23 protein-coding genes are annotated in these 25,771 nt (G+C 71.7%); 9 read left to right on the forward strand and 14 right to left on the reverse strand.

The window, feature by feature from the left end:
* Window positions 1–257 precede the first annotated feature (257 nt).
* A complete protein-coding gene (gene rpsA / locus QSK30_RS01825) occupies window positions 258–1,772 on the forward strand; it encodes a 30S ribosomal protein S1 (RefSeq protein WP_285498969.1) in 1,515 nt (504 codons plus the stop codon).
* A gap of 657 nt (window positions 1,773–2,429) precedes the next feature.
* Here rpsA and QSK30_RS01830 read toward each other — a convergent pair.
* Window positions 2,430–2,648 (reverse strand): hypothetical protein, encoded by a 219-nt coding sequence (locus tag QSK30_RS01830; RefSeq protein ID WP_285498970.1) that lies wholly within the window; start codon window positions 2,646–2,648, stop codon window positions 2,430–2,432.
* A 130-nt stretch (window positions 2,649–2,778) separates the two neighbouring features.
* Here QSK30_RS01830 and coaE point away from each other — a divergent pair, with 130 nt between their 5' ends.
* The gene (coaE, locus tag QSK30_RS01835; RefSeq protein WP_285498971.1) at window positions 2,779–3,957 is read left to right on the forward strand and encodes a dephospho-CoA kinase; all 1,179 of its coding nucleotides are present in this window, start codon (window positions 2,779–2,781) and stop codon (window positions 3,955–3,957) included.
* Here coaE and QSK30_RS01840 read toward each other — a convergent pair.
* Window positions 3,954–4,472, reverse strand: coding sequence for a ribonuclease FAU-1 family protein (locus tag QSK30_RS01840; RefSeq protein ID WP_285498972.1), 519 nt, complete (start codon window positions 4,470–4,472; stop codon window positions 3,954–3,956). The genes coaE and QSK30_RS01840 overlap by 4 nt on opposite strands.
* Window positions 4,473–4,615: 143 nt before the next feature.
* Window positions 4,616–5,179 (reverse strand): ribonuclease FAU-1 family protein, encoded by a 564-nt coding sequence (locus QSK30_RS01845; RefSeq protein ID WP_285498973.1) that lies wholly within the window; start codon window positions 5,177–5,179, stop codon window positions 4,616–4,618.
* Window positions 5,180–5,306: 127 nt separating this feature from the next.
* Here QSK30_RS01845 and QSK30_RS01850 point away from each other — a divergent pair, with 127 nt between their 5' ends.
* Entirely contained in the window at window positions 5,307–6,485 is a 1,179-nt protein-coding gene (locus QSK30_RS01850) for a DUF5685 family protein (RefSeq protein ID WP_285498974.1), read from the forward strand.
* A 52-nt stretch (window positions 6,486–6,537) separates the two neighbouring features.
* Window positions 6,538–8,697: an excinuclease ABC subunit UvrB gene (gene uvrB, locus QSK30_RS01855; protein WP_285498975.1), complete on the forward strand. Its 2,160-nt coding sequence runs from the start codon at window positions 6,538–6,540 to the stop codon at window positions 8,695–8,697.
* A 985-nt stretch (window positions 8,698–9,682) separates the two neighbouring features.
* Here the strand turns inward: uvrB and QSK30_RS01860 are convergent.
* Entirely contained in the window at window positions 9,683–10,333 is a 651-nt protein-coding gene (locus tag QSK30_RS01860; protein ID WP_285498976.1) for an FMN-dependent NADH-azoreductase, read from the reverse strand.
* Window positions 10,334–10,433: 100 nt separating this feature from the next.
* Here QSK30_RS01860 and QSK30_RS01865 point away from each other — a divergent pair, with 100 nt between their 5' ends.
* The gene (locus QSK30_RS01865) at window positions 10,434–10,919 is read left to right on the forward strand and encodes a MarR family winged helix-turn-helix transcriptional regulator (RefSeq protein ID WP_285498977.1); all 486 of its coding nucleotides are present in this window, start codon (window positions 10,434–10,436) and stop codon (window positions 10,917–10,919) included.
* 80 nt (window positions 10,920–10,999) lie between these two features.
* Here the strand turns inward: QSK30_RS01865 and QSK30_RS01870 are convergent, their stop codons facing one another.
* From QSK30_RS01870 to QSK30_RS01890, 5 genes are all read right to left on the reverse strand, one after another.
* A complete protein-coding gene (locus QSK30_RS01870; RefSeq protein WP_285498978.1) occupies window positions 11,000–12,421 on the reverse strand; it encodes an AMP-binding protein in 1,422 nt (473 codons plus the stop codon).
* A 149-nt stretch (window positions 12,422–12,570) separates the two neighbouring features.
* Entirely contained in the window at window positions 12,571–13,089 is a 519-nt protein-coding gene (locus QSK30_RS01875) for a hypothetical protein (RefSeq protein ID WP_285498979.1), read from the reverse strand.
* Window positions 13,086–14,777: a vWA domain-containing protein gene (locus QSK30_RS01880; RefSeq protein ID WP_285498980.1), complete on the reverse strand. Its 1,692-nt coding sequence runs from the start codon at window positions 14,775–14,777 to the stop codon at window positions 13,086–13,088. Before QSK30_RS01880 ends, QSK30_RS01875 begins: the two co-directional genes overlap by 4 nt.
* The gene (locus QSK30_RS01885) at window positions 14,774–15,718 is read right to left on the reverse strand and encodes a hypothetical protein (protein ID WP_285498986.1); all 945 of its coding nucleotides are present in this window, start codon (window positions 15,716–15,718) and stop codon (window positions 14,774–14,776) included. The genes QSK30_RS01880 and QSK30_RS01885 overlap by 4 nt, the downstream gene beginning before the upstream one ends.
* Complete coding sequence (locus QSK30_RS01890) at window positions 15,706–17,295, reverse strand: MoxR family ATPase (protein ID WP_285498987.1); 1,590 nt, start codon at window positions 17,293–17,295, stop codon at window positions 15,706–15,708. Before QSK30_RS01890 ends, QSK30_RS01885 begins: the two co-directional genes overlap by 13 nt.
* A 211-nt stretch (window positions 17,296–17,506) precedes the next feature.
* Between QSK30_RS01890 and QSK30_RS01895 the strand changes: the two genes are divergently transcribed.
* Window positions 17,507–18,031, forward strand: a complete 525-nt coding sequence (locus tag QSK30_RS01895) for an RICIN domain-containing protein (protein ID WP_285498989.1) — start codon at window positions 17,507–17,509, stop codon at window positions 18,029–18,031.
* A gap of 171 nt (window positions 18,032–18,202) precedes the next feature.
* Here QSK30_RS01895 and QSK30_RS01900 read toward each other — a convergent pair whose 3' ends face one another.
* The 3 genes from QSK30_RS01900 to QSK30_RS01910 form a co-directional block, all read right to left on the reverse strand.
* Window positions 18,203–19,417 (reverse strand): MFS transporter, encoded by a 1,215-nt coding sequence (locus QSK30_RS01900; protein ID WP_285499352.1) that lies wholly within the window; start codon window positions 19,415–19,417, stop codon window positions 18,203–18,205.
* An 11-nt stretch (window positions 19,418–19,428) separates the two neighbouring features.
* Window positions 19,429–19,950: an ArsR/SmtB family transcription factor gene (locus tag QSK30_RS01905; RefSeq protein WP_352231539.1), complete on the reverse strand. Its 522-nt coding sequence runs from the start codon at window positions 19,948–19,950 to the stop codon at window positions 19,429–19,431.
* Window positions 19,951–20,125: 175 nt separating this feature from the next.
* On the reverse strand, window positions 20,126–20,287 hold the full coding sequence (locus tag QSK30_RS01910; RefSeq protein WP_285498990.1) for a hypothetical protein: 162 nt from the start codon (window positions 20,285–20,287) through the stop codon (window positions 20,126–20,128).
* Window positions 20,288–20,454: 167 nt separating this feature from the next.
* Here QSK30_RS01910 and QSK30_RS01915 point away from each other — a divergent pair, with 167 nt between their 5' ends.
* On the forward strand, window positions 20,455–21,279 hold the full coding sequence (locus tag QSK30_RS01915; protein ID WP_285498992.1) for a crotonase/enoyl-CoA hydratase family protein: 825 nt from the start codon (window positions 20,455–20,457) through the stop codon (window positions 21,277–21,279).
* Window positions 21,280–21,347: 68 nt separating this feature from the next.
* Complete coding sequence (locus tag QSK30_RS01920) at window positions 21,348–23,054, forward strand: AMP-binding protein (protein ID WP_285498993.1); 1,707 nt, start codon at window positions 21,348–21,350, stop codon at window positions 23,052–23,054.
* Window positions 23,055–23,057: 3 nt separating this feature from the next.
* Here the strand turns inward: QSK30_RS01920 and QSK30_RS01925 are convergent, their stop codons facing one another.
* Both QSK30_RS01925 and QSK30_RS01930 read right to left on the reverse strand, forming a co-directional pair.
* A complete protein-coding gene (locus QSK30_RS01925; RefSeq protein WP_285498994.1) occupies window positions 23,058–23,639 on the reverse strand; it encodes a hypothetical protein in 582 nt (193 codons plus the stop codon).
* An 81-nt stretch (window positions 23,640–23,720) separates the two neighbouring features.
* Complete coding sequence (locus QSK30_RS01930) at window positions 23,721–25,073, reverse strand: FAD-binding oxidoreductase (protein WP_285498996.1); 1,353 nt, start codon at window positions 25,071–25,073, stop codon at window positions 23,721–23,723.
* An 85-nt stretch (window positions 25,074–25,158) separates the two neighbouring features.
* Here QSK30_RS01930 and QSK30_RS01935 point away from each other — a divergent pair, with 85 nt between their 5' ends.
* Window positions 25,159–25,707 carry a type 1 glutamine amidotransferase domain-containing protein gene (locus QSK30_RS01935; RefSeq protein WP_285498997.1) on the forward strand — a complete coding sequence of 183 codons (549 nt, stop codon included), beginning with the start codon at window positions 25,159–25,161 and terminating at the stop codon, window positions 25,705–25,707.
* Window positions 25,708–25,771: the final 64 nt, after the last annotated feature.

Genomic DNA, 25,771 nt, shown 5'->3' on the forward strand with positions numbered 1-25,771 from the left:
TCTCAGCCCCGGCGGCGGGCGCGGGTGCGGGAGGGTACCCCCGGGTTTGCCCGGTTCTCGCGGGGCCGCGTAGGATACATCCGCGCAGTGGTATCGCGCTGCCTGGGTTTCTGAACTCCGGGAATCACCACAGGCGGTGCGGCGTTGGCGGTCTTGGTTCCTGTTGATCCGGGTGTCCGCCGGCGACATCGGTCCCGCCGCGCCCGATCACTGAACTGAACCCAGCGACCCCAATCCGTACCGGAGCCACCTACCTAATGTCCACCGACACCACCATTGTCCCGGCTGCGTCCAAGCCGAAGCAGCAGGTCGCCATCAACGACATCGGGACGGAGGAGGAGTTCCTCGCCGCCATCGACGCGACGATCAAGTACTTCAACGACGGCGACATCGTTGAGGGCACGATCGTCAAGGTCGACCGGGACGAGGTCCTGCTCGACATCGGCTACAAGACCGAGGGCGTCATCCCCTCGCGCGAGTTGTCGATCAAGCACGATGTCGATCCCGCCGACGTGGTCAAGGTCGGCGACGAGATCGAGGCCCTCGTCCTGCAGAAGGAGGACAAGGAGGGTCGCCTGATCCTGTCCAAGAAGCGCGCGCAGTACGAGCGCGCCTGGGGCACGATCGAGGCGCTCAAGGAGTCGGACGAGCCGGTCAAGGGCACGGTCATCGAGGTCGTCAAGGGTGGTCTCATCCTGGACATCGGTCTGCGCGGCTTCCTGCCCGCGTCGCTGGTCGAGATGCGCCGCGTGCGCGACCTGCAGCCGTACGTGGGCCGCGAGCTCGAGGCGAAGATCATAGAGCTGGACAAGAACCGCAACAACGTGGTCCTGTCCCGCCGCGCGTGGCTGGAGCAGACCCAGTCCGAGGTGCGCAGCGAGTTCCTCAACCAGCTCCAGAAGGGGCAGGTCCGCAAGGGCGTCGTGTCCTCGATCGTCAACTTCGGTGCCTTCGTGGACCTCGGTGGCGTCGACGGCCTGGTGCACGTCTCGGAGCTGTCCTGGAAGCACATCGACCACCCCTCCGAGGTGGTCGAGGTCGGCCAGGAGGTCACCGTCGAGGTCCTCGACGTCGACATGGAGCGCGAGCGCGTGTCGCTCTCGCTCAAGGCGACCCAGGAAGACCCGTGGCGCCAGTTCGCCCGCACCCACGCGATCGGCCAGATCGTGCCGGGCAAGGTCACCAAGCTGGTCCCGTTCGGTGCGTTCGTCCGGGTCGACGAGGGCATCGAGGGCCTGGTCCACATCTCCGAGCTGGCCGAGCGCCACGTGGAGATCCCGGAGCAGGTCGTGCAGGTCGGCAACGACGTCATGGTCAAGGTCATCGACATCGACCTGGAGCGCAGGCGGATCTCGCTCTCGCTCAAGCAGGCGAACGAGGGCTTCACGACCGAGACCGAGTTCGACCCGACGCAGTACGGCATGGCCGCCGAGTACGACCCCGAGGGCAACTACATCTACCCCGAGGGCTTCGACCCGGACACCCAGGAGTGGCAGGAAGGCTTCGAGAAGCAGCGCGAGGAGTGGGAGCGCCAGTACGCCGAGGCGCACACCCGCTATGAGCAGCACATGAAGCAGATCGTCAAGGCAGCGGAGGCCGACGCGGCCGCCGAGGCCGAGGGCGTCATCGCCGCGGCCACCGGTGGCAGCACCAGCACCGGCGACCAGAGCTACTCCTCGGCGGGCTCGGACAAGCCCGCCCAGAGTGGCGGCACCCTCGCCAGCGACGAGCAGCTCGCCGCCCTCCGCGAGAAGCTGTCCGGCGGCGTCTGACCGCCAGGCAGTAGCCACACCGCACTAGCGACAGCGCGGTAGCCAGACCGAGGACCCGAGGGCCCCGCACCACCAGGTGCGGGGCCCTCGTCCTGTTTCCGGGATAGCCCCGCCACCTACGAGAGCCGAGTTGCGCCACCTTGAGCGGCACGTCTCCAGACAGCGCCACGAAGCTGTCGTGCGAGCTACACCAACTCAAGCCGCATTGCCCGAGTCGCGTCTCCTATGTCGCACGCCCGCGACTGCGTTCCCCGGAGCTGTACCCCTCGAATCACCCCAGGTGCGCCGCATCCTCAAGCCACGCCTAGTGGACCTGCATCCTCAAGCCGCACCCAGCGCAGCCGTACCCCTCAACCCACGCCCACCAGAGCTGCATCCTGAGCTGCGCCCACCCGGGTTGTCCGTCTCAGGGGGTGTCGCTTCCGCTGGTACGCGACGCGCGTGACGCGTGTGCTGGATTGGGTGGAGTGTCTTTGTGTGGGGTGGGGGACCCTGCAAACTCTCGGTGGGCGTGGGGATCTGTTCACCCCGCCCTTTGTTCCCCACGCAGGGTCCCTAGGGGCCCCGCGCAAAGACACTCCACCCAATCCAGCACTCACCACTCACTCGCGTACCCACGACGAGCGACCCCAGAGCAGCACCCCAAGCGAAACAAGATCAAGCAGGGCGAACCCGAACCACCCAAGCCCGCTCCACCGCCGCCACCCCAGCCCGCCGCCGCAACCCCGCCAGCGTGTGCCGCGCCGGCACCAGCAACGCCGACCACCACGTCCGCGTCCGACCCTCGAGCGCCGCGGCGACCGCGTCGTGCGTGCGGCAGTGCACCAGACCCGGCGTGCCCAGCCGGTGCCGTCCCGGGTGGCTGTTGTCGAGCATGGCGTTCCTCCGTCTGGGTGACCGACTCCGGCGCCACCGTAGCCACTCGACGTGCGAGAACTCCGGACCCGAGCGGCGTGTCACCCACGCCGGAGGTAACTGTTCGATCGCGGCTGCAAGAATGCCGATCATGCTGCGCGTCGGCCTCACAGGCGGGATCGGGTCCGGGAAGTCCACTGTGGCCAGTCGGTTGGCCACCCTCGGCGCGGTGGTCGTCGACGCCGACCGGGTCGCCCGGGAGGTGGTCGAACCGGGCACCGACGGCCTGGCCGAGCTGGTCGGGGCGTTCGGTCCGGAGATCATCACCGACGGTGCCCTCGACCGCGCGCGGCTGGCCGCGATCGCCTTCGCCGACGAGCCGTCGCGGCAGCGGCTCAACGCGATCACCCACCCGCGCATCCGCGACCGCACCGCCGAGCTGATCGCCCAGGCGCCCGCCGACGCGGTCCTCGTGCACGACGTCCCGCTGCTGGTCGAGGGCGGTATGGGCGCGCTCTACCACCTGGTCGTCGTGGTCGACGCGCCGGTGGAGCGCCGGGTCGAGCGGCTGCTCGGCCGCGGTGTCGCCGAGGCCGACGCCCGCGCCCGGATCGCCGCGCAGGCCACCGACGAGGCCCGCCGCGCCGCCGCCGACGTCTGGCTCGACAACAGCGGCGAGCGCGCGGCCGTCGAGGCCCAGGTCGACGCCCTCTGGGCTGATCGGCTCGAGCCGTTCCGCGACAGCATCCGCCGCCGCGCGCACATCCCGCGCGGCGCGCCGGTGATCGTCGACTACGACCCCACCTGGCCCGCCCAGGCCGCGCGGGTGTTGGCCAGGCTGCGCCTCGCGGTCGGTGACCGCGCCGTCCGGGTCGACCACATCGGCTCCACCTCGGTGCCCGGCCTGGCCGCGAAGGACGTGCTCGACTTCCAGATCACCGTCGACGCGCTCGACGACCGGCTCGACGAGCCGCTGGCCGCGGCGGGTTTCCCGCGCGACCCCGCGTTCAACCTCGACTCACCGCACCCGCCCGGCGGCCCCGAGACGCCCAAGCGCACCCACGTCTCCGCCGATCCCGTGCGCTGGGCGAACGTGCACGTCCGGGTCGAGGGCTCGCCGTTCGCCCGCTACAGCCTGCTGTTCCCGGCCTGGCTGCGCGCCGACGACGTGGCCCGGGCGGAGTACGAGGCGGTCAAGCGCGGGTTGGCGGGACACTTCGACAACGCGCCGGAGTACGCGGTGGCCAAGGAGGGATGGTTCGACCGGGCGATCCCGCGCGCGGAGGGCTGGGCGCGCGCGTCCGGCTGGACCCCCTCGACAATGGGCTAGTACGGCGGCCAGACCTCGAAGACGTGCTTGTAGGCCAGCCACGAGGACAGGTCGTGCCGGAAGCGGCTGAGCTCCTCGAGCGTCTGGTGCACCGTGCACAGCGCGAGGTCAGCGTCACCCACCCGCAGCACCCGGCCCGCGACCGCGGCGGCGAACTCCTCCGAGCGCACGATGCGCGCGGTGGTGCCGCCCGGCGCGGCGAGGCCGAGCAGCAGGTCGGTGGTCCGCCACACCCGGCCGTCGCGCAGCACGCGCACGGCGGTGAGCACGCTCGGGCCGCCCTTGGCGTGCCGGGAGCGCGGTTTCTGCTGGGTCAGCCGCAGGTTCAGGTGCGGCAGCAGCCAGGTCACCTCGGCGTCGTAGAACGGGTCCTCCGGTGTCGGGCACTCCATCCGGAGACCCCACCGCTCGACCTGGCAGGTTCGAAGGGTCCGCGTCATGCCGGACGAGTAGCTGCGTACCGCGGTGACCGTGTCGACGATGTCGACCAGCTGCGGGGTGATGGCCGTGCCCACGTCGCCAGAGGGTAGTCGCGGACATGCGGTCCGTGATCATCGGGGTCAATTCGTTATGTCACGAGTCATGTACGCTCAGGTATCTTTCGAGCTAATTCCTGGTGTGGACGCTGACGGAGAGTTGACCTACGTCACACCAGCGACTAGGGGGTCTCCCACGGCGCGGCGATACCGTGAACCGCCAGCCAGGAGTCCACGTCGTACCCGGCGCGGGAGACGCCCTCGACCACCGCGTACGCCCGTTCCATCGCGCGCTGGGCGGTCGAGAGGTCCACCAGCCCCGCCCGCAGCGCCGCGAGCAGCTCGTCGGAGTCCTCCACCCGCAGGTCGCGGCCGGTGCGCACGAGCACGTCGAGGTAGAGGTCGACGGTGCGCCACACCGGGCCGTCGGTCGCGTCCACCACGTCGATGTAGAAGTCGTGGCCGAGGTCCACGCCGCGCCGGGGCCGCCACCGCGACACCCGCAGGCCCGCCGCGGGCAGCAGCAGCGACTCGAAGTGCGCGATCCGGCGGTGCCCGACGACCGGGCGGGACATGTACAGGCCGTACTCGGTCTCCCGGTACTCCTGCACCCTCCGGGTGAACCCCTTCGGGTCGGTGTTCGTCATCGCCGCGAGGTCGAACAGCTCGACCTTCGGCGGGTGGACCTCGTGCTGCACGTCGTCGCGGCGTGCGGGCGGGACCGGGACCGGGAAGTTCGTGCGCATGCCCCATCCTGCCTAGCCGCCCCCGTCCAGGCCCAGTCTTTTCGGCGGGTTTCTCACCGCTGAACGGGTGAACCCGGTTAAGCTCCGCGCCGGTCGGGTCGTGGGAGTTCGCGGAGGTCAGCGGATCGTGTTCGGAATCATTCGGCCTTGCCGCCACCGGTTGTCACCGGTGCTGCGCACCTCGTGGATGGCGCACCTGTGCGGGCTGTGCCTGGCCCTGCGCGACGACCACGGGCAGCTCGCGCGCACGGTCACCAACTACGACGGACTGGTGATCTCCGCCCTCGTCGAGGCGCAGTCACCCACCGTCGGCGGGCGGCGCGTCGCGGGCCCGTGCCCGCTGCGCGGGATGCGCCCCGCACCGGTCGCCGAGGGTGCGGGCGCCCGGCTCGCCGCCGCGGTGTCGCTGGTGCTCGCCTCGGCGAAGGTCCGCGACCACGTCGACGACGGCGACGGCCCGTTCCGCCGCAGGCCGGTGGCGGGCGTCGCGCGCCGGGTGGCGACCAGGTGGGCCAAGCAGGGCGCGGTCACGGGGGAGCGGATCGGCTTCTCCACCGCGGTCCTGCTGGACGCGGTCGGCAGGCAGGGGGAGTTGGAGTCGAGCCTGCTCACCGGCTCGTCGGTGCTGCTGGCCACCGAGCCGACCGAGACCGCCACGGCGGCCGCGTTCGCGCACACGGCGGTCCTCGCGGGGCGCTCGGGCAACATCGCCCCGCTGACCGAGGCGGGCAGGCTGTTCGGCCGGGTCGCGCACCTGCTCGACGCGGTGGAGGACATCGACGACGACGCCGAGGCGGGTGCCTGGAACCCGCTGGCGGCCACCGGTACGACGCTCGCCGAGGCGCGCAGGCTGTGCGACGACGCGGTGCTGGGCGTCAAGCTCGCCCTGCGCGAGGCCGAGTTCGACGACCAGAAGCTGGTGCACGCGCTGCTGGTGCACGAGCTCTCGACCGCGGTCACCCGCACCTTCGGCCACCTCGACGCGCACCGCCAGCAGCCCGGCCCGCCGCCGCCCGGGTGGCAGCCGCCGGTCAACCCCGGCCCGCACGGACCTCACGAACCGCACGGTCCACACGGGCCGAAGGGGCCGGACGGGCCGCAGTGGGGCAAGCGCCGCGGCACCCTCGCGGGCTGCGGTGTGGCGCTGGCGCTGTGCTGCTCCTGCCAGTACTGCTGCGCCGACCCGTACCACGACCCGTGGACCGGCGAGCCCAAGCAGGGCTGGTGCCAGAACTGCGACTGCTGCGACGGGTGCGACTGCTGCTCGAGCTGCGACTGCTGCGATTGCTGCGACTGCAGCTGCTGAGGTCGGCCCCCGCCCACCGGGGATTGTCGGTGGGCGGGCGTAGCCTCGACTCGTGGCTTTCCCGACCGAGCACCCAGTCCTGGCGCACTCCGAGCACCGACCCGTCAGCGCCATCCCGCGCGCGACGGGCAAGTTCCGCATGGTCGCCGACTACCAGCCCGCGGGCGACCAGCCGGTCGCGATCGACGAGCTGGAGCGGCGCATCCGGGGCGGCGAGGAGGACGTGGTGCTGCTCGGCGCCACGGGCACCGGCAAGTCGGCCACCACGGCCTGGCTGATCGAGCGGGTGCAGCGGCCCACGTTGGTGATGGCGCCGAACAAGACGCTCGCGGCGCAGCTGGCCAACGAGCTGCGCGAGTTCTTCCCGGACAACGCGGTGGAGTACTTCGTCAGCTACTACGACTACTACCAGCCCGAGGCCTACATCCCGCAGACCGACACCTACATCGAGAAGGACTCGTCGATCAACGACGACGTCGAGCGGCTGCGGCACTCGGCGACGATGAGCCTGCTCTCCCGCCGCGACGTGATCGTGGTGGCGTCGGTGTCCTGCATCTACGGCCTGGGCACCCCGCAGTCCTACCTGGACCGCTCGGTCGGGCTCAAGGTCGGCGACCAGCTGGACCGGGACATGTTCCTGCGCGCGCTGGTCGACGTGCAGTACGCGCGCAACGACATCGCCTTCGCCCGCGGCACCTTCCGGGTGCGCGGCGACACCGTGGAGATCATCCCGGCGTACGAGGAGCTGGCCATCCGGGTCGAGTTCTTCGGCGACGAGATCGACAAGCTGTACTACCTGCACCCGCTCACCGGTGACATCGTCCGCGAGTGCGCGGAGCTGCGGATCTTCCCGGCCACGCACTACGTCGCGGGTCCGGAGCGGATGGAGCGGGCGATCAAGGGCATCGAGGAGGAGCTGGAGGAGCGGCTGGCGACGCTGGAGCGCCAGGGCAAGCTCCTCGAGGCCCAGCGGCTGCGCATGCGCACCAGCTACGACGTCGAGATGATGCGCCAGGTCGGCTTCTGCTCGGGTATCGAGAACTACTCCCGCCACATCGACGGCCGCGGCGCGGGCACGGCACCGGCCACGCTGATCGACTACTTCCCGGACGACTTCCTGCTGGTGATCGACGAGTCGCACGTGACGGTGCCGCAGATCGGCGGCATGTACGAGGGCGACATGTCCCGCAAGCGCAACCTGGTCGAACACGGCTTCCGGCTGCCCAGCGCGGTCGACAACCGCCCGCTGACCTGGGAGGAGTTCACCCAGCGGATCGGCCAGACGGTGTACCTGTCGGCCACCCCGGGCCCGTACGAGATGGGCCAGGCGGGCGGCGAGTTCGTCGAGCAGGTCATCCGCCCCACCGGCCTGGTCGACCCGGAGGTCGTGATCAAGCCGACCGAGGGCCAGATCGACGACCTGGTCCACGAGATCCGCGTCCGCGCGGAACGCGACGAGCGCGTCCTGGTCACCACGCTGACCAAGAAGATGTCCGAGGACCTGACCGACTACCTGTTGGAACTGGGTATCCGCGTCCGCTACCTGCACTCCGAAGTGGACACCCTCCGCCGCGTCGAACTCCTGCGGCAACTCCGCCAGGGCGACTACGACGTCCTCATCGGCATCAACCTGCTGCGCGAGGGCCTGGACTTGCCCGAGGTCTCCCTGGTCGCCATCCTCGACGCAGACAAGGAGGGCTTCCTCCGCAGTGGAACGTCCCTGATCCAGACCATCGGCCGAGCCGCCCGAAACGTCTCCGGCCAGGTCCACATGTACGCCGACAAGATCACCGACTCGATGCGCCACGCGATCGACGAGACCGACCGCAGGCGCGTCAAACAGGTCGCCTACAACACCGAGCGCGGCCTCGACCCCCAGCCGCTCCGCAAGAAGATCGCCGACATCCTCGACCGCGTCCTCACCGAGGCAGAGGACGACGACACGGTCCCCGTGGGCGGCTCCGGCCGCAACACGTCCCGGGGCAAACGCGCCACCGGCGAAGCAGGCAAGGCCCGCAGCGCGGGCATCGTCGGCGAACGCGACGTCAAGACCATGCCCCGCGCCGCCCTGGCAGACCTGGTCCAGCAACTCACCGACCAGATGATGAACGCCGCACGCGACCTCCAGTTCGAACTCGCCGCCCGCCTCCGCGACGAGATCCACGACCTCAAACGCGAACTCCGAGGAATGGACGCCGCAGGCATCAAGTAACGGCACGAAGACAGGTCGGTCGCCCGAAGAAGGAGGGGCGACCGACCTGTCTCAGTTGCAGGCTTGCATCAATAGCGCACTCGGATGTCCCAATGAGAGCCGACTGCCTCTAGAGATTGCTGCCACCTGCCAGCAGACCGCAGCAGGACCCCAAGCGCGCTGGTGCAGCCGCCCCGCCATGGATCCGCGCATCACAATCACCACCTGCGACCCACCACTTGCGACCTGAAGGCCGCCCCACCCGCTCAGCCGCAGCGGAAGGCTGCCCTGGCACCCACCACCCGCCGCAGCGGAAAGGCGCCCTCGCCATCCACCCGCCCGCAGCGGATAGGCCGACCCCGCTGGCACCCAAGCGAATCCCGCCCCCCAGCTAACCGCAGCGGTGAGGCCGACCCCGCTGGTACGCAAGTCCCGTTACGGATGCTCGATCTAGTGGACTCGCTTCGTGTGGGGGGAGAGTGCCGCTAAACTTGCCGTGGGTGGGGATGCCCTTACCTGCCCTTTTCTCTCCACCGCGGTGCTCTAGGGGCCCCGCGCGAAGCGAGTTCACTAGATCGAGCCCCTATCTTTTCCTCGGGCAGCCCAAGCGATGAGCCGCCGAAGACGGTCGACCGTAGGTCGGTGTGCGGCACACCCCACGAGCTGCCCGAGTAAGAGCGGGGCTCGATTGGCTGGACTACCTTCGCGTGGGGCCCCTAGAGCACCGCGGTGGGGAAAAAGCGTGGGGTGAAGGGCATCCCCACCCACGGCAAGTTTAGCGGCACTCTCCCCCCACACGAAGGCAGTCCACCCAATCGAGCACAAACGTAACGGGTGTTGCGTACCAGCGGGCTCGGCATTTAGAGATAGAGAAAGAGAAGGGCGTGGGGCGAGAGTGGGGCGGGGGAGGTGATCTGGGTGAGTGGGTCGGATCTGGGAGAGCGGGCTGGGTGGTGGGCCGGGGTGGTGCGGGTCGGTTGGTGGTGTGGGTGGGCTGGTGTTGTGGTTAGACCGATGCGGTCTGGCGGGTAGCGAAGGCCTTGCCGGTGGTGGCCGCGAGTTCGTGTGCGGCGGCCTGGGACTGCTTGGCCAGGGGGACCAGTTCCGCCATGGCCGGGGTGACCTCCGCCAGCGTCAGTTCAGCCGCGACGGTCGTCAGCTCGGCACCCAGGACGTCCTGGAAGATGCGGACCAGCCACGGGGTCGCGTGGTCCCAACCATCGCGGGGGGTGCCGGGGCCGTAACCGCCGCCACGGGCGATGACGAGGGCGACGGTCTTGCCGGTCAGCGGGCGCTGGCCGGGGGCGAAGCGGGGGTCGGTCAGCAGCAGGTCGATCCAGGACTTGAGGTGCTGTGAGACGCCGAAGTTGTAGAGCGAGGTGCCGATCACGATCGACTCGGCGGCCACCAGTTCGTCGGCCAGTTCGGTGGCCAGGTCCTTGGCCTGTTGCTGGGCGGGGGTGCGGGCGTCGCCGGCGTAGTTGCCCGCGATGCTGTCGGTCCAGGCGTCGGTGGGGACCGGGGTGGTCGCCAGGTCCCGTCGGGCGATCTCGCCGGTGGGGTGGGCCGCCTGCCAGTTCGCGGTCACCGTGTCGGCGACGGCGCGGCTGACGGAGCCCTCCTGGCGGATGCTGCTGTCGACGCGGAACAAGCTCATCGGTCTCTCCCGGATGTTCGGTTGGTCAGATGTTCTGTAACACAGACTATCTTGCCTGCAGACCGTGCTGGTTGTCCATGCCATGACGTACGATGCGACGGTGCGCACACCCAGCGTGGAGTCGGATCTGGGCTGGGCGCTGGGTGCGGTCTTCCGCGACTACCTGCGCGCGGCCGACTCCGTGCTGGCCGACATCCCCGGTGGTCCGCGCGGCTACCAGGTGCTGACCTCGGCCATCGGCAACGACCGGTGCAGCCAGCTCGTGCTGGCCCAGCGGCTCGGGGTGGACAAGACCGTCATGACCTACCTGATCGACGACCTGGAGCGGGCCGGGCTGGTCGAGCGCCACCCGGATCCGGCCGACCGGCGGGCGCGGCTGCTCGTGGCCACCGACGCGGGCCGGGAGCGGCTGGTCGAGACCGGTGCGGCGCTGCGCAGCGCCGAGGAGCACATCCTCGCGCCGCTCGCCGAGGACGAACGCCACGTGTTGCGCGAGCTGCTCCGCAAGCTGGCCACCCGCGAGGCCGCCGACTGCGTGTCCGCCTGCGACGCCGCCGCCGAGGTCATCGAGCGCGGCGCCTGCTGACGCTCGACCGCCCTGCCGCTGGTCCCGACGTTGCCTGCGAAGAAGTGATTCTGGGACCGCTCGCCACAGACCCGTGGGAGTCAGTCGCGGGAGTAGCGCTGGGGTTTGGCTTCCTGGCTCAGGTCAGTGGGCGTGACGATCAGCGGCACCGCGCCCAGCAATGACCGCACCGCCGAGGTGACCGCGCCGGGTGTGGGGGCGCCGACGTGGTGGATCTCGATCGACACCGCGTTGTCGGCGCCCTGGTGCAGCCGGTAGGCGACGATGCCCAGCGGGGACAGGACGTGGGTCAGCTCGATGGAGTTGACCGCCCTGCCGTCAGCAACGGTGAACACGACCGGCTCGCGGCCCTGGAAGTGGGTCAGCGTCCGACCCTCCAAGGCGGCGAAGTCGCCGGTGCGGTAGCGCAGCAGTGGCAGCAGGGGGTTCTCCCCGCAGGTCACGGTGATCTCGCCGACGTCACCAGGGGCGACCGGTTGTCCTGCTGGATCGAGTATCTCGACGTGCACCCGTCGTGGGAGCAGCCGGTGTGGACCGTCGGTGCGCCAGGCGAGCAGGCCCGCCTCGGTGATGCCGTAGAGGTCGATCACCGGACAGCCGAATCGCGCGGCCAAGCGCTCGCGGGTCGTCGGGTCGAGGGCCATGGCGCCGGACAGCACGGCCTTGGGACGGGTGGTGAGGTCCAACTCGGCCAGCGCGGCGAGCGAGATCGGGTTGCCGGTGTACAGCTCGGGCGCGCAGTCGTCGAGGAACCCGACGGTGTCGCCGGGGGAGCGCCAGCCCGAGGGGTGCAGGTTGACCTTGAGCACCCCGGCACCGTCCCAGTAGGACGACACCGAGGCGAACTGGTAGGCGACCGGCTGCTGGTAGACGTTGACCAGCGAGACCCGCGACGGCCCGCCTGCCACGGTGACGCCGAGCTGCCCGAGCACGTGCTCGATGAGCGGGAGGTCGAGCGCGCAGAACTCCGGGCTCATCGGCACGGTCGCCGCCCGCCCGCGCGACCCGGAGGTGCGGTAGACGATCAGGTCGGACAGGTCTGCGTCGTCGGGGACCTGCTGCTCGGCGCGGACCAGCAGGTCGTGCCGGGTGAGGACGGGGACCTCGCTGAGCGAGCTGGGCACGGGCAGCCGCCGATACCGGGGGACGGTGGCGTAGACCCGCTCGACCAGGGGCATGATCCAGTCGGTGGCCGGGGTGGCCGGGGTGGCCGGGGTGGCCGGGGTGGCCGGGGTGGCCGGGGTGGCCGGGGTGGCCGGGGTGGCCGGGGTGGCGCCGATCGGATTGGCGTCCACTGTGGACTTCGCGTAGTCGCGCAGCCGGTTCACCGCTTGCGCGGTGAGGCGGTCGCCGCAGGTGTGGTTGTACAGCGGGGCCTTCGGGTGGGTCCTGAGGCGGGCGAGGTTCGCCTCCGCTTCCGGGGTCTGTGCGGGCCAGCGCTCCTGGTCGGTCAGCGCGGTGGCGGCCATCGGGACGTAGGCGGCCACCGGGTAGTCGGGCATATCGAGATAGTCGGGTGTAGCGGGATAGTCGGGTGCGGCGGGCTGGTCGGGGGCAGCGGTGCGGTCGGGTGCCGCGCCGGTGGCGGTAGTCGCGTGCGGCGTGGGGCTTCCGCCGCCGGGCTGCTCTGGAGTGCTGTGGTCGGTCATGGTCAGACCTGGCTGTAGCGGGCGGCGGCCTCTTCGGCCCGCCGGTCGGCCATGGCCTGCCGCACCGCCTCGGCGCGCTGTTCGGCGGCGCGCGACTCGGCGAGGACGCGGTGCCTGCGCACACTGTCCACAGTCGACAGTCTGTCCTCGGCCTGGGCCGGGGTCTCGCCCGCCGGCGTGGTCCGCCAAGCCCGCAGGAGCAGGCGGGCCAGTTCCTCCCGGCGGTCGGGGTCGGTGGTGAACCTGGCGGCGTCCACCAGGTCGGCCAGGGTGCCCAGCTCCGTGCACAGGGCGTGCAGCGCCTCGGCGCGGTCCGGTGCCGGGTCTTGGCCGTGGGCGAGCCAGCAGGTGACCAGGATCAGCCTCGAGAGGTTGGCGTCGCGTTCGGGCCAGTGGGCCAAGGGCGGGCCGCCCAGCGCGACCAGGGTGTCGGACACGACGGCGGCGACCGAGACGTCGTCGGCCAAGAAGTCGGGCGGGGTGTCCGCCAACCGACGGGTGAGGGCGGGTACCGAGGTCATCGGCCACTCCTGTCGTAGGCACGCTTGCTGAACGCGGCGGCGAAGTCGACCAGCTGCGGCCAGTCGGTGACCCGGTGCAGGTCCCACCCCGGGGTGAGCCCGGCGATCCGGGACTGCTCGGCGTCCGACCACAGGTTGAGCAGCAGGGTGCCGCCCGCGCCCGCGGCGGCCAGGGCGCGCGCGGCGATGTCGGCGCCCGGCCTGCCTTCCTCGTCGACGGCTTCGATCATGGTGTCCACGCCGTTGTCGGAGATCACGACGATGTGCGTCGGGCGGGTGCGCTCGGCGTAGGTGTCGCGCAGCACGTGCAGCGGAAAAGCCGTGCCGCCGCCGAAGAAACCGGTCAGCACGCGCAGGACGGCCTGCTCGTCGCGGACGAAACCGTCGGTGCGCAGCACCTGGGTGGTGCCGCTCCACAGCGTCGCCTGCACCCGGGCGCCGACCCGCAGCGCCGAGAGCGCCAGCACCGCGCCCGCGAGCGTCAGGTACGACACCTGCACCCGGGGGTCGGGCATCGAACCGGACGAGTCGACGTACAGGTCGAGGTCGACCGGCTCCGGCGCGCTCTCCGCGCCGTCCATGGTGCCCTCGAGGCGTTGCACCGTGGTGACCCCGGGCAGCACGACCGGCGACCGCAGCGCCGTCGCCAGCCAGTCGACCCGCTCCAGCGGCTCGCCGACGTCCCAGAGCCCGAGCCCCTCGGGCAGCGGCTCCGCCACCACCGGCCGCCGCCGAACCGGGAACCTGACCAGGTGCGGGGTCGCGCGTTCGCGGTAGTACCGGGCGGCGATGTCCTCTTCGGACACCTCCACGCCCAGCGCGCGCAGGATCTGCCCGTACTCGAACGGTTCCCGGTACTGCCCTTCCGACACCACCGGCTCGCCCTCCTCGGGCGGGGCGATCGCGTCGGCGAAGTCGTTGACCCTCGGGTCCAGCGCCGGGTGCCGGATGTCCCCGTCGTCGGCGGCGGACAGGCCGGGCACCTGGCTGTCCGGGGCGACCGCGCTGTGGCAGGTGCGGCGTAGCAGCCGGGTGGCCTCGCCGTCGTCCACCTCGGCCAGGTAGCGGTAGCACAGCGCCGCGAAGCCGCCCGCGCCCGCGAGCCAGTCGGCGGCGTAGACCCGGACCAGCCGGGCGCCGAGCTGGGCGTCGCCGTCGGTGTCCTGGTCGACCGGCGGGGTCAGCGTGCCGCTGGGCAGCGCCCAGAGGATCTCGTAGAGCCGTAGGTAGAACGTCCACAGTGGATTCGACGGCCCGGTCGCGAGTCGCCGGTAGACACCGGCCATGTCCAGGCCGCGGCTGCGCTGCAGCCGGTCGTTGATCAGCAGGTCGGCGTAGAGGTTGCCCACCAGCCGGGCGTGCTGCTCCAGGTTCGGCAGCGCGCGGCGGGTGCGGGCGAGCAGCCGCGCGTTGTCCGACAGGTCGGCCGGGCACAGCACGTGGTGGCCGATCTCGTGGGCCATCACCTCCACCGCCAGCTCGCCCAGCCCCAGGTCCGCCGCGGCCTCCAGGTCGAGCACGACCGTGCGGTCGGTGAGCCGGAACATGGCGAAGCTGCCGATCAGGCCCGCCTTCCTGGCCTCCTCGGTGGTGCACATCAGCGGCTCGTGCACGTTCGTGAAGCGGCCCCACGCCCGCAGCGCCTCGGGCCAGCGCTGCCGCCACCGGGCGGCCAAGTCGGCGGTCATCCCGTTGTCCTGGCCACGAACACGATGCTGTGCGAGAAGGTGGTCGTGGCGGCGAGCGTCGCACCGACCGCGGCCACGCTCGTCGCGGTGGCCAGTTCCGGGACGTCCAAGGCGTCGCGGCCGTCGACGACCCGGCCACCCGGGCGCAGGGTCAGGTCGCCGGTGGCGGGGCCGGTCGGTGCCTCGGCGACGCGGCGCAGGGCGTGGCCGAAGCGGTCGGTGGTGATCTCCCAGGTCTGCTCGTCGACGGTGGCGTACCACCGCCCCTCGGCGGCGTGGATCAGCGGTGGGCGCCGGAAGGCGCCGCCGAACCCGGTGAAGGCGCCCACCCGGCGGACCACCTGGAGCCGGGGTCGACCCGCGGCCGCCGGGCTCGCCCACGGATCGGCCGCCAGTGCCGACAAGTCCACAGTGGACGTCGTGCCCAGGGCGATACCCAACAGGTCCGGGCGCAGCGCCGCGGCCCGGGCCAAGGCGGACGGCCGCAGCCGGGCCAGCCCGTGCCGCCAAGCGGCGACACCGCCCGCCGCCAGCAGGGTGTCCGGGTCGCGCGCCGGTATCCGCGCGGCCAGCTCCACCACCGTGGCCGACCAGGCCACCGGGTCGCCGGTGGGGGAGTCCGCGAGGTGGCGCAGGGCGTTCAACACCGCGGCCGGGACCCGGCGCGGCGCGACCCCCGCGAACGGCGCGAGCTCCCGCAGCAGGGCGAAACCCGCCTCGGCGCGGTCGAGCTCGCCGACCTGCAGGGACAGCTCGACCAGGACGTCGGTCAGCGGCACCGGGTCGGCCTCGACCCCGGCGGCGTCGACCACCGGGCCCACCCGGTCGCGCAGGTGCGCCAGGAAGGCGGCCGGGTCGCGGCGGCGGGCCTGGCGGTAGCGGGCGTTGTACCGGTCGCGCCCGGCGGCGAGCGCCCGCTGGAACGGGGTCAGGGTCGCCACCGCAGCCAGGCCCGGTAGTTCACGTACCGCTGGTGCAGGTACTTCAGCGCCAGCGCGTCGTCGTAGACGTGCCCGTAGAGCTTGCGGTCGCGCGCCCACTCGGCCAGCAGGCCCTCGATCCGGGCCAGCCGCGCGGTGACCTCGGCCTCGCCCAGGCCGTCGAGCCCGTGGTCGAACTCGGCCAGCAGCGCGCCGACCGGGTCGTCGACGTCGAGGTCGAGCCGGTCGTACTCGGCGCACGCGCGGTCGAACAGCTGCCGGATCCAGCTCACCCGGTCGGTCCGGTAGGGACGGTGGCCCGGCTCGTCGAACGCGGGCGAGTCGTCGTCGGGCACCAGCTTGTCGTGCAGCACGAACGGCAGCACCGCGCGCAGGTCGTCGAGCCCGACCTCCTCGCGGTCGCGGAAGTAGGCCAGCGCCTTAGCGTAGGAGATCACCGACTGCAGCGCGCGCACCGAGAGCCCGTTGAGCGACTGCGCGCCGAGGTCGGCGATCCGGTCCCGGCCGGTCTCGGTGGCCGCGAGCAGGTGCGGGTCGACCCCGGCGAGCTTGGCGGTGTCCTTGGTGCGGTACTCGAACTGCTCGCCCGCGCTCTCCAGCAGCTCGAACTGCGCGGCGAAGAACTCCAGCCGCCGCCGGACCCCGACCGGCAGCGGCACCCGCAGGATCTCCGCGGACACCCGCTCGTGCTCGGCCGCGCTGAACACGATCTCCGGCGGCACCAGCTCCTCGGGCCGCAGCCGCTGCTCGATCCGGGTGACCAGCTCGCCGAGGAAGCGGCTGTTGAACTGCAGCGCGTGCACCACCACGTCGATCCGGTCGCGCAGCGCCTCGATCACCTGGTAGGTGCCGCCCCCGCCGTCGTCGTTGGCGGTGAGGTACCAGGCCGAGTCGGTGGCCTCGTAGATCTGGTCGAACACCTCGGCGTAGCCGTCGGACATCAGGGTCAGCAGCGCGGACTGGGTGCGGGTGGGGATCCGGTTGTACTCGTCGACGATCTTGACCCGCATGGACAGCCAGCTGCGCCAGGCGATGTCGATGTCGCCGATCCGCTCGGCCTTGATCAGGTCGGCGGGCAGCGGGGTGCCCAGCAGGTCGGCGATGGTCAGCTGCGGGTGGCCGTGCTGCATCGCGCGGCGCACCTCGCGCAGCGGGTAGCCCGCCAGCACCCCCATCAGGATCGCGCTCGCCGTCTTGCCCCGGCCCGGGCCGCCGACGAGCAGGCACCGCCTGCGCACCGCGAAGGTCAGCAGCGGGATGAGCACGAAGCTGGAGTAGCTCTGCCCGCTCGGCAGCGTCAGCCGGGCCTTGCTGTCGCCCAGGGTGACCGAGGGGCTGGGCCCCTCGGCGAACTCCACGTCGTAGTGCGGGCTGATGATCGCGTGGTTGACGATCCAGAAGTACGCCTGGCGCAGCTTCTCGTCCAGCGGCAGCGCCCGCGCGCCCGCGCCGTCGGTGCCCAGCGGGCCCGCGTACAGCGCGGCCACGTCGAACTCCTCGGCCTCCGCCGCCGGGTGCGCGCCCCCGGGCAGCGTGGGCGCCTGGGACACGTGCTGGTACGGCCCGGTTCCTTCCACCAGCACATCATGCCAACCCGCGCCAGGCCCGGTGCGGCGATCCGCCACATCGGACTCCGGCCCGACGGCGTGCTCACCGATTCCCCTGTTCGGGGGCGGGCGCCAGCCGTCCGAGGGATCGGCACCGCGCGCCGGGTCGGCCAGGCTGTGGTCCGGGCGGATCCGGGTGGATCTGTCCCATTCGGACAATCGAGATGACGGGGAGTTCCTGATGAGGTTGCGCACGGCGTTGTTCAGTTCGATGGTGGGCGTGGGGATCCTGACGGCGGCGGCGCTGCCCGCGGGCGCGAGCGCGCTGGACCTGCCCGAGGACGGTGCGGTCTACACGATCCGGGCGCAGCACAGCGGGAAGTGCCTGGACGTCCAGGCCGACGGGCTCGGCGACTCGGTCCCGGTGATCGAGTGGACCTGCCACGGCGGTTCCAACCAACAGTGGCGGGTGCAGGAGGACGCCGACAAGTTCATGATCCAGGAGGTGCACAGCGGCCGGTGCCTGGACGTCGAGGGCGCCTCCCTGGACGACGGCGCGCCGCTGATCCAGTGGTCATGCCACACCAGCGGTGGGAACGAGGTCTGGTACCTGGTGTACGCCGGTGCGGGCAGCTTCGAACTGCAGGCCGCGCACAGCGGCAAGTGCGCCGACGTGCAGGGCGGGTCGTCGGCCGACGGTTCCCGGGTGATCCAGTACACCTGCGCGGGCACGGACAACCAGCGCTGGAAGTTCGTCCGGGCGTAGCGGCGGTCCCGGGGGGTGCGGCTGCCCCGGCGGTGGCCGCACCACCCGCGAGCAAGTCCGCTGGTAGCGGGCCAGCCGGGATCGGGCCAGTGTGGATCGGGCCAGTGCGGATCAGGACTGTGTGGATCAGGGCAGTGCGGATCGGGGTGCCGAGGACCAGGGCAGCCGGGATCAGGCAGGCGCCAGGGGGGTGTCCCCGCGGACCAGCGAGCGGACGCTGGGCGCCAGCGCGGCGCCCGCCACCGCGAGCACCACGAGTCCGGCCAGCATCGACAGCGTCGCCGCCGTGCCGAAGTAGCCCGCCAGCGGGCCGACCGCGATCTCGCCGAGCGGGATCGCCACGAACGAGCCCACCGCGTCGTAGGAGTACACCCGGGCCAGCCGGTCCGGCGGCACGTTCTCCTGCAGCGAGACGTCCCAGGCGATGGTGAACTGCTCCACCGCGAGACCGCCCAGGAAGTTGGCCACCAGCAACGGGACCAGCTGCGGCGCGTGCGCCAAGGCCAGCAGCGGCACCGCCTCCACCGCCACCAACGCGGTGCCGAACAGCAGCGCCCGCCGCGGTTGCCACCGGCTGGCCAGGACCCCGCCGACCAGCGCGCCGAGGGTTTGCGCGCCAAGCACGAACCCCCACGCCAGCCTGCCGATCGTGGTGTCGGCGATGGCCGGGCCGAGCACCTGCAGGCCGCCCACCACAGCGGCGTTGACCAGCATGAACGCCACCACGATCGACCAGACCCAGGTGCGCGAGGTGAACTCCGCCCAGCCCGCCCGCAGGTCGGCCAGCGGGCGGGTCGGCTCGGCCGCGGCGATCTCCGGCGCCCGGACCCGGGAGTAGAAGAACGCCGCGACGGTGAACACCACCGCGGTGCCCGCCATTGCCCAGCCCGGCCCGGCCAGCGCGGCGACCATGCCGCCCAGCGACGCCCCGGTGATCAGAGCAGTGTTGATGCCGATCCGGACCACCGCGTTGGCCTGCCGGATCAGGCCCGGCGGCACGGTCTGCGGGGTGAGCGCCGAGGCGGCGGGCAACGACGCGGCCGAGACCGCGCCGTTGACCACGCTGAGCACCACGAGCAACGGCACCGAGGCGAACCCGAGGAGCACCGACAGCGCCGTCACCGCCTGGGAGGCGGCGGCGGCGAGGCTGGCGCCCTGCAGGATCACGCCGCGGGGGAGCCGGTCGGCCAGGACGCCGCCCATGAGCAGCAGGAGCACGTTGGCGATGGACCGCGCGCCGACCACCAGGCCGAGCGCCACCACCGACCCGGTGAGGTCGAGGACGGCGAACGCGAGCGCGACGGGCGCGACGGCGTTGCCGATGTAGGTGGTCACCCGCCCGATGGCCAGCCTGCGGAACATCGGCTCCCGCAACGGGGCGGACATCCCGGCCGAGCTCACCGGCAGTCCATCTCGAACATCGAGATCGTCGTGCTGACCCGGACCGTCCCGGGCGTGCGCGGCGGCTGGGCCGCGTCGTGCAGCTTCAGGCTCAGGTCGCGCACGTGCTCGACCAGGTCCTGCCAGACCGCCGGGTCGACCCACAGCTCGGCGTCGGTGATCGTCTCGCTGGTGCCCCGCTTGCGCTGCGCGGTCCGCGTGCCCAGGCCCGCGGCCAGCGCCTTGGCCAGCATGGTGTCCTCGTCCGGCCCGCGCGGGGCGGCCACCGCGGGCGGGTCGTGCCGGTACCGCTTGGCGATCCCACCGCGGATCGCTACCTCCTCGACGATCTCCACCAGCCCCGCGTCGGCGAGCTTGCGCAGGTGGTAGGAGATATTGGGTTGGCTGTCACCGAGTTCCCTGGCAGCCTCGGCGGCACTCATGGCGCGACCGGTCACCAGGGACAGGATGCGCATTCGGAGTGGGTGCGCGAGCGCGCGCATCCCGTGCAAGGTCGAGCGTGTATCCCCCATGTTCATACCGCGAGTGTCTGAATGGGGACCGACCGTGTCAAATGACTATGGTGCGGTCGGATCCGACCGCCGTCCGGCCGGGACCCGCGTCGCTGGAGATCGACTCCCGGCACCGCGCCCGCGAGCACGCGGGGGTGGCCGAACGGATGGATCGGGTCGCGCCGGGCCCGGCGCGGGCGGGTCACTCCGAGCGGTGCCTGCGCCGTCCGCCGCCCGGGGTGGGCGCCTTGGCCTTGGCCGGGTCCTCGTCCTCGGTCTTCGACTCCTCGGCCGCGGCGCCCTCGGTCATCTCGCGCAGCAACTCGTCGAAGATCGGCGTGGACATCACGCTCTGGTTCGCCATCCGGACTCCCTCGCTACCTGGCTCGACGTGGAACCTACCCCGGCGGCCGGTGCGGCCAGGCCCGCGCGCGGCCACACGATCGGGCGAACTGGTGGCGCACCAGTGGCGCCAGGCGTAGAACCCACCGGGGGCTGACAGTGAAGTTACCGATGGGTAATACTGGGGGCATGACCGCGAACCTGGTGTCCCTGAGCGTCGACGTGGCCGACCGCGTGGCGGAGGTGACCCTGCTCGGCCCGGGCAAGGGCAACGCCATGGGCCCGGACTTCTGGCGCGAGCTGCCGATCGTGTTCCGCGAGCTCGACGCCGACCCCGAGATCCGCGCGGTCGTGCTCACCGGCAGCGGCGCGAACTTCTCCTACGGCCTCGACCTGCCCGCGATGATGCCGTCCTGGGGCGAGCTGCTCGGCCCCGACTCGCTGGCCGCGCCGCGCAGCCGGTTCCTCGACGTGGTGCGGACGCTGCAGGGTGCGGTCGGGGCGGTCGCGGCGTGCCGCAAGCCGGTGGTCGCGGCGGTCAGCGGGTGGTGCGTCGGCGGGGGAGTGGACCTGATCGCAGCCGCCGACATCCGGGTCGCCAGCGCCGAGGCCAAGTTCAGCGTGCGCGAGGTGAAGGTCGCGATCGTGGCCGACCTGGGCAGCCTGCAGCGGCTCGCCGGGATCATCGGCGAGGGCCACCTGCGCGAGCTCGCCTATACCGGCAAGGACATCGACGCCGAACGCGCCCAGCGGATCGGCCTGGTCAACGACGTCCACCCGGACCAGGCCGCCGCGCTGGCCGCGGCCAGGGAGCTGGCCGCCGACATCGCGGCGAACCCGCCGCTGGTCGTGCAGGGCACCAAGGACGTGCTCAACCACGACCGCGAGCGCACCGTGGCCGACGGCCTGCGCTACGTCGCCGCGTGGAACGCGGCGTTCCTGCCCAGCAAGGACCTCGGCGAGGCCGTGCAGGCGTTCCTGGAACGGCGACCGCCGGAGTTCCGCGGCGAGTAGGCATCTGGCGGGCGCGGCGCCGTTGGGGCAGGCTCGTGCGGGTCTGCCCCACCGCCGAGGAGGAACCATTGTCGGAGGCCACCGCCGAGTTCCGCGCCGCCCGCGACCTGCTGATCGCGCACGGCGACGACTACCAGCGCGCCCGGGCCGAGTTCCGGTGGCCGCGGCCGTCGAGCTTCAACTGGGCGCTGGACTGGTTCGACGTGGTGGCCGCCGGCGAGCCGACGGCGAGCAGGCCCGCGCTGTGGATCGTCGAGGAGGACGGGTCCGAGCGGAAGTGGACCTTCGCCGAGCTGTCCCGCCGGTCCGACCAGGTGGCGAACTGGCTGCGCGGGCTGGGGGTCGGCCGCGGCGACCGGTTGATCCTGATGCTGGGCAACCAGGGTGAGCTGTGGGAGGTGATCCTGGCCGCGGTGAAGCTGGGCGCGGTGCTCATCCCGGCGTCGACCCTGCTGGCCGCGGGGGACCTGCGCGACCGGGTGGACCGCGGGCTGGCCAAGCACGTGGTCGCGCGGTCGGTGGACGCGGCCAAGTTCGACGACGTGCCCGGGCGCTACACCCGGATCGCGGTCGGCCCGGCGGTCGAGGGTTGGGAGTCCTATTCGGACTCATCGGCGGCGCCCGCGGGGTTCACCCCGGACGGGCCGACCGGCGCGGGTGACCCGCTGCTGCTCTACTTCACCTCGGGGACGACGGCGCGGCCCAAGCTGGTGGAGCACACGCACGTGTCCTACCCGGTGGGTCATCTGTCCACAATGTACTGGATCGGGCTGCGACCGGGCGACGTGCACCTCAACATCTCCTCGCCGGGGTGGGCGAAGCACGCCTGGAGCAACGTCTTCGCGCCGTGGAACGCCGAGGCGACGGTGTTCCTGTACAACTACACGCGGTTCGACCCGATCGCGCTGATGTCGCAGATGGACCGCTGCGGGGTGACCAGCTTCTGCGCGCCGCCCACGGTGTGGCGGATGCTCATCCAGGCCGACCTGACCCAGCTGCGCACCCCGCCGACGAAGGTGGTGGGCGCCGGGGAACCGCTGAACCCGGAGGTCATCGAGCAGGTCTCGCGCGCCTGGGGCGTGACGATCCGGGACGGCTTCGGGCAGACCGAGACCAGCGTGCAGGTGGCCAACACGCCCGGCCAGCCGGTGAAGCCGGGTTCGATGGGCAGGCCGCTGCCCGGTTTCACCATCGCCCTGGTCGACCCGGCCACCGGTGAGCGGGCCGACGAGGGCGAGATCTGCGTCGACCTGTCCGACCACCCGGTCGGCCTGATGACCGGCTACGCCGACGACGCCACCCGCACCGCCGAAGCGATGCGCGAGGGCCACTACCACACCGGCGACGTCGGCTCCCGCGACACCGACGGCTACATCACCTACATCGGCCGCGCCGACGACGTGTTCAAGGCCTCGGACTACCGCATCTCCCCGTTCGAGCTGGAGAGCGTGCTCATCGAGCACCCGGCCGTCGCCGAGGCCGCCGTCGTCCCGTCCCCGGACCCGATCCGGCTGGCGGTCCCCAAGGCCTACGTCGTGCTGGCCGCGGGCCACGAGCCCACGGCCGACACGGCGCGGGCGATCCTGGCGTTCGCCCGGGAGCACTTGGCGCCGTACAAGCGAATCCGCCGCCTGGAGTTCGCCGAACTACCGAAGACGATCTCCGGCAAGATCCGTCGGGTGGAGCTGCGGGGACGGGAGAACGACCTGCACTCGGGCACGGGCCCGGTCAGCGGGGAGTACTCGGAGGAGGACTTCCCAGACCTGCGGGGTTGACGGTCACCACTGCCACTGCACGCCGTAGGCCAAGCCCACTTGCGGGTACGCGAACCTGACCTCGACCTCCCCGACCCCGTCGAGCCCCAAGGCGGCACCGACGGGCTCGTACTCGTCCACGGCGTCGAGCGGGATCCCCTCGATGCGCCAGACGCCTCGGGGTGCGGGGTCCGGGGGGAACCGGGCGCGCAAGGTGAAGTCCTCGTAGCGGCGGAGCGGGTTGAGCACGTGGTAACGCTGCATCAGCGCGCGTGGGTGCGCACTCAACTCGACGCAGAACTCGTGCGACTCGCCAATGGCCAGCGGCCGCGGCAGCCCGACGGTGATCAGGCTGTGGCTCTTGCTGACGCGGGTCAGGTCGGTCAGCCGACCGCCGTACTGCACGTCCGCGCGCAGCGGGTGCGCGCTGGGCCCGCCGGAGGTCGTGCTGGTCGTGATGACCTCGTCGAGCCGGTCGACGGTAGCCGTGATGAGCCTGCGCTCGATCGTCACCGGCGGGTCGAGGTCCAAGCGCGCGGCGAGCTTGTCGACGCGCTGGTCGAGGAACTCGCCGTCGGCGGCCGCCGGTCCGACCCGCGCGTGCATGTCCTACACGCGTAGTCCAAGCCCGCGCTCCTTGAGCTCGGCGAGCAGCGCCGCATTGGGGTCCGGGTCCTGTTGTCAGGTCTACCGCCCGGACAGCACCGCCGGGTTGAGTAGGCCCGCTGGATCCCAGGCGTGCTTGATCGCTGCGAAAAGCTCCCGTTCCGTGGCCGTGCGGGTGAGGTGCAGCCAGGCCGACTTGGCCACTCCGACGCCGTGTTCGGCGGAGATTGTGCCGCCGTGGGCTGCAGCGATCGTGAGGATCGACTCGGTCAGGGATTCCTCGGCGTTGCCCGCGTGCAGGATGTTGACGTGGAAGTTGCCCTCGGCGAGATGGCCGAACAGCACCAGCGTGGCCGGCGGTGCCAGCTGTGCCACGACCGCGCGCACCTCCGCCTCGAAAGCAGCGGCAAGCGCGGGAGGGACGCCCACATCCAGTTTCAGCGGTGTGCCAACGGCGTTGATGGCCTCCGCGTGCGCCTCGCGGTATGTCCACAATGTACGGCGGGTGGCGGGGTCCAGCGCCAGTGCGGTGTCCCGGACCCCGGTGAGGCCCGCTACCGCCGCGGCCAGGTCGTCGGTGGGGTCGGTCGTGGCCGAGCACTCCACCAGCAGGTACACCGGGTGCGACTCGCTGAACAGTGGCGCCAGGTCGCGGTGGGCGCGGACCAGTCGAAGGCCCTCGTCGTAGTACACCTCGGCTGAGGTGAGGGAGGGCAAGGGGCGCAAGGCGGTCACCGCGCGGATAGCGTCCTCTGTAGACTCGAAAGCCAGGGTCGCGGTGGCGTGCTCGGTGAACCGGGGTACGAGGCGCAGTCGGGCGGCGGTGATCACCGCCAGGGTTCCCTCGCTGCCGACCAGTGCGCCCGACAGGTCGTAGCCCGTGCTGTCCTTGTCCAAACCGGACAGTCGACCCACCACCCGCCCGTCCGCCAGGACCGCCTCCACGTCCGCCACCTGGTCACGCATTTGCCCCCACCGCAGCACCCGCAGGCCGCCCGCGTTGGTGGCCACCAGCCCGCCGACGGTGGCCGAGTCCCGGGAGGCGATGTCGATCGCGAAGTCAAGCCCCGCAAGGGAAGCGTGCCGCGCCAGCGTCGACAGCGTCACCCCGGCGCCCGCGCTGACCTGGCCGCTCGCGCGGTCCACCGGGCCCAGCGCGTCCAACCGCGCCAGGCTCAGCACGACCTCGCCGTGGTGCGGGACGCCACCGCCCACCAGACCGGTGTTCCCGCCCTGCGGCACCACTGGCGCGCCCGCGGCGGAACACGCGCGCAGCACACCGGCCACCTCGTCGCGGTCGGCCGGGCGCACCACCAGCCGCGCGCGGCCGTGGTAGCGGCCGGTCCAGTCGGTCGAGTAGCCCGCCACCACGGCAGGGTCGGTCAGCACGTGCGCCCGCCCCACCACCGCCGCGAGCTCGCCCGCCAGTTCCACCGCGCCTCCCCGAAAGCCGCTCCCGATGATTGGGATCGTCCCTGATGGGCACCCAACCCCGGTAACCGAGTGGAGGGAATGGGACATGGCAACGCTGTCCGACCGCACGATCGCCTTCCTGGTCGCCCCGGAGGGGATCGAGCAGGTCGAGTTGACCGAACCGTGGAAGGCGGTGGAGCAGGCCGGGGGCACCCCGGTGCTGGTCTCCACCGACCCAGGCACCGTGCAGGCCTACAACCACCTGGACAAGGCCGACACCTTCCCGGTGGACAAGACCGTGGACCAGGCGTCGGTCGCCGACTACGACGGCTTGGTCCTCCCCGGTGGCGTGGCCAACCCGGATTTCCTGCGTACGAACCCGGACGCGGTGGCGTTCGCCAAGTCGTTCTTCGACGCGGGCAAGCCGGTCGCCGCGATCTGCCACGCGCCGTGGACGCTGATCGAGGCCGACGTCGTGCGCGGCCGCCAAGTCACCTCCTGGCCGAGCCTGCGCACCGACCTGGGCAACGCCGGGGCCGACTGGGTCGACCGCGAGGTGGTCGTGGACAACACCGGCTCGCCGCTGGTCACCAGCCGGAACCCGGACGACCTGCCCGCCTTCTGCGCGACGCTGGTCGAGACCTTCGCGAAGTGAGGTGGATCGGTCCAGAGACCGGTTCAGAGCCCGGGGGAGCTAACACGCCGAACGACCCGACCGA

This window comes from Actinokineospora sp. NBRC 105648, from assembly GCF_030269645.1.
In the GTDB taxonomy this organism is placed as follows: domain Bacteria; phylum Actinomycetota; class Actinomycetes; order Mycobacteriales; family Pseudonocardiaceae; genus Actinokineospora.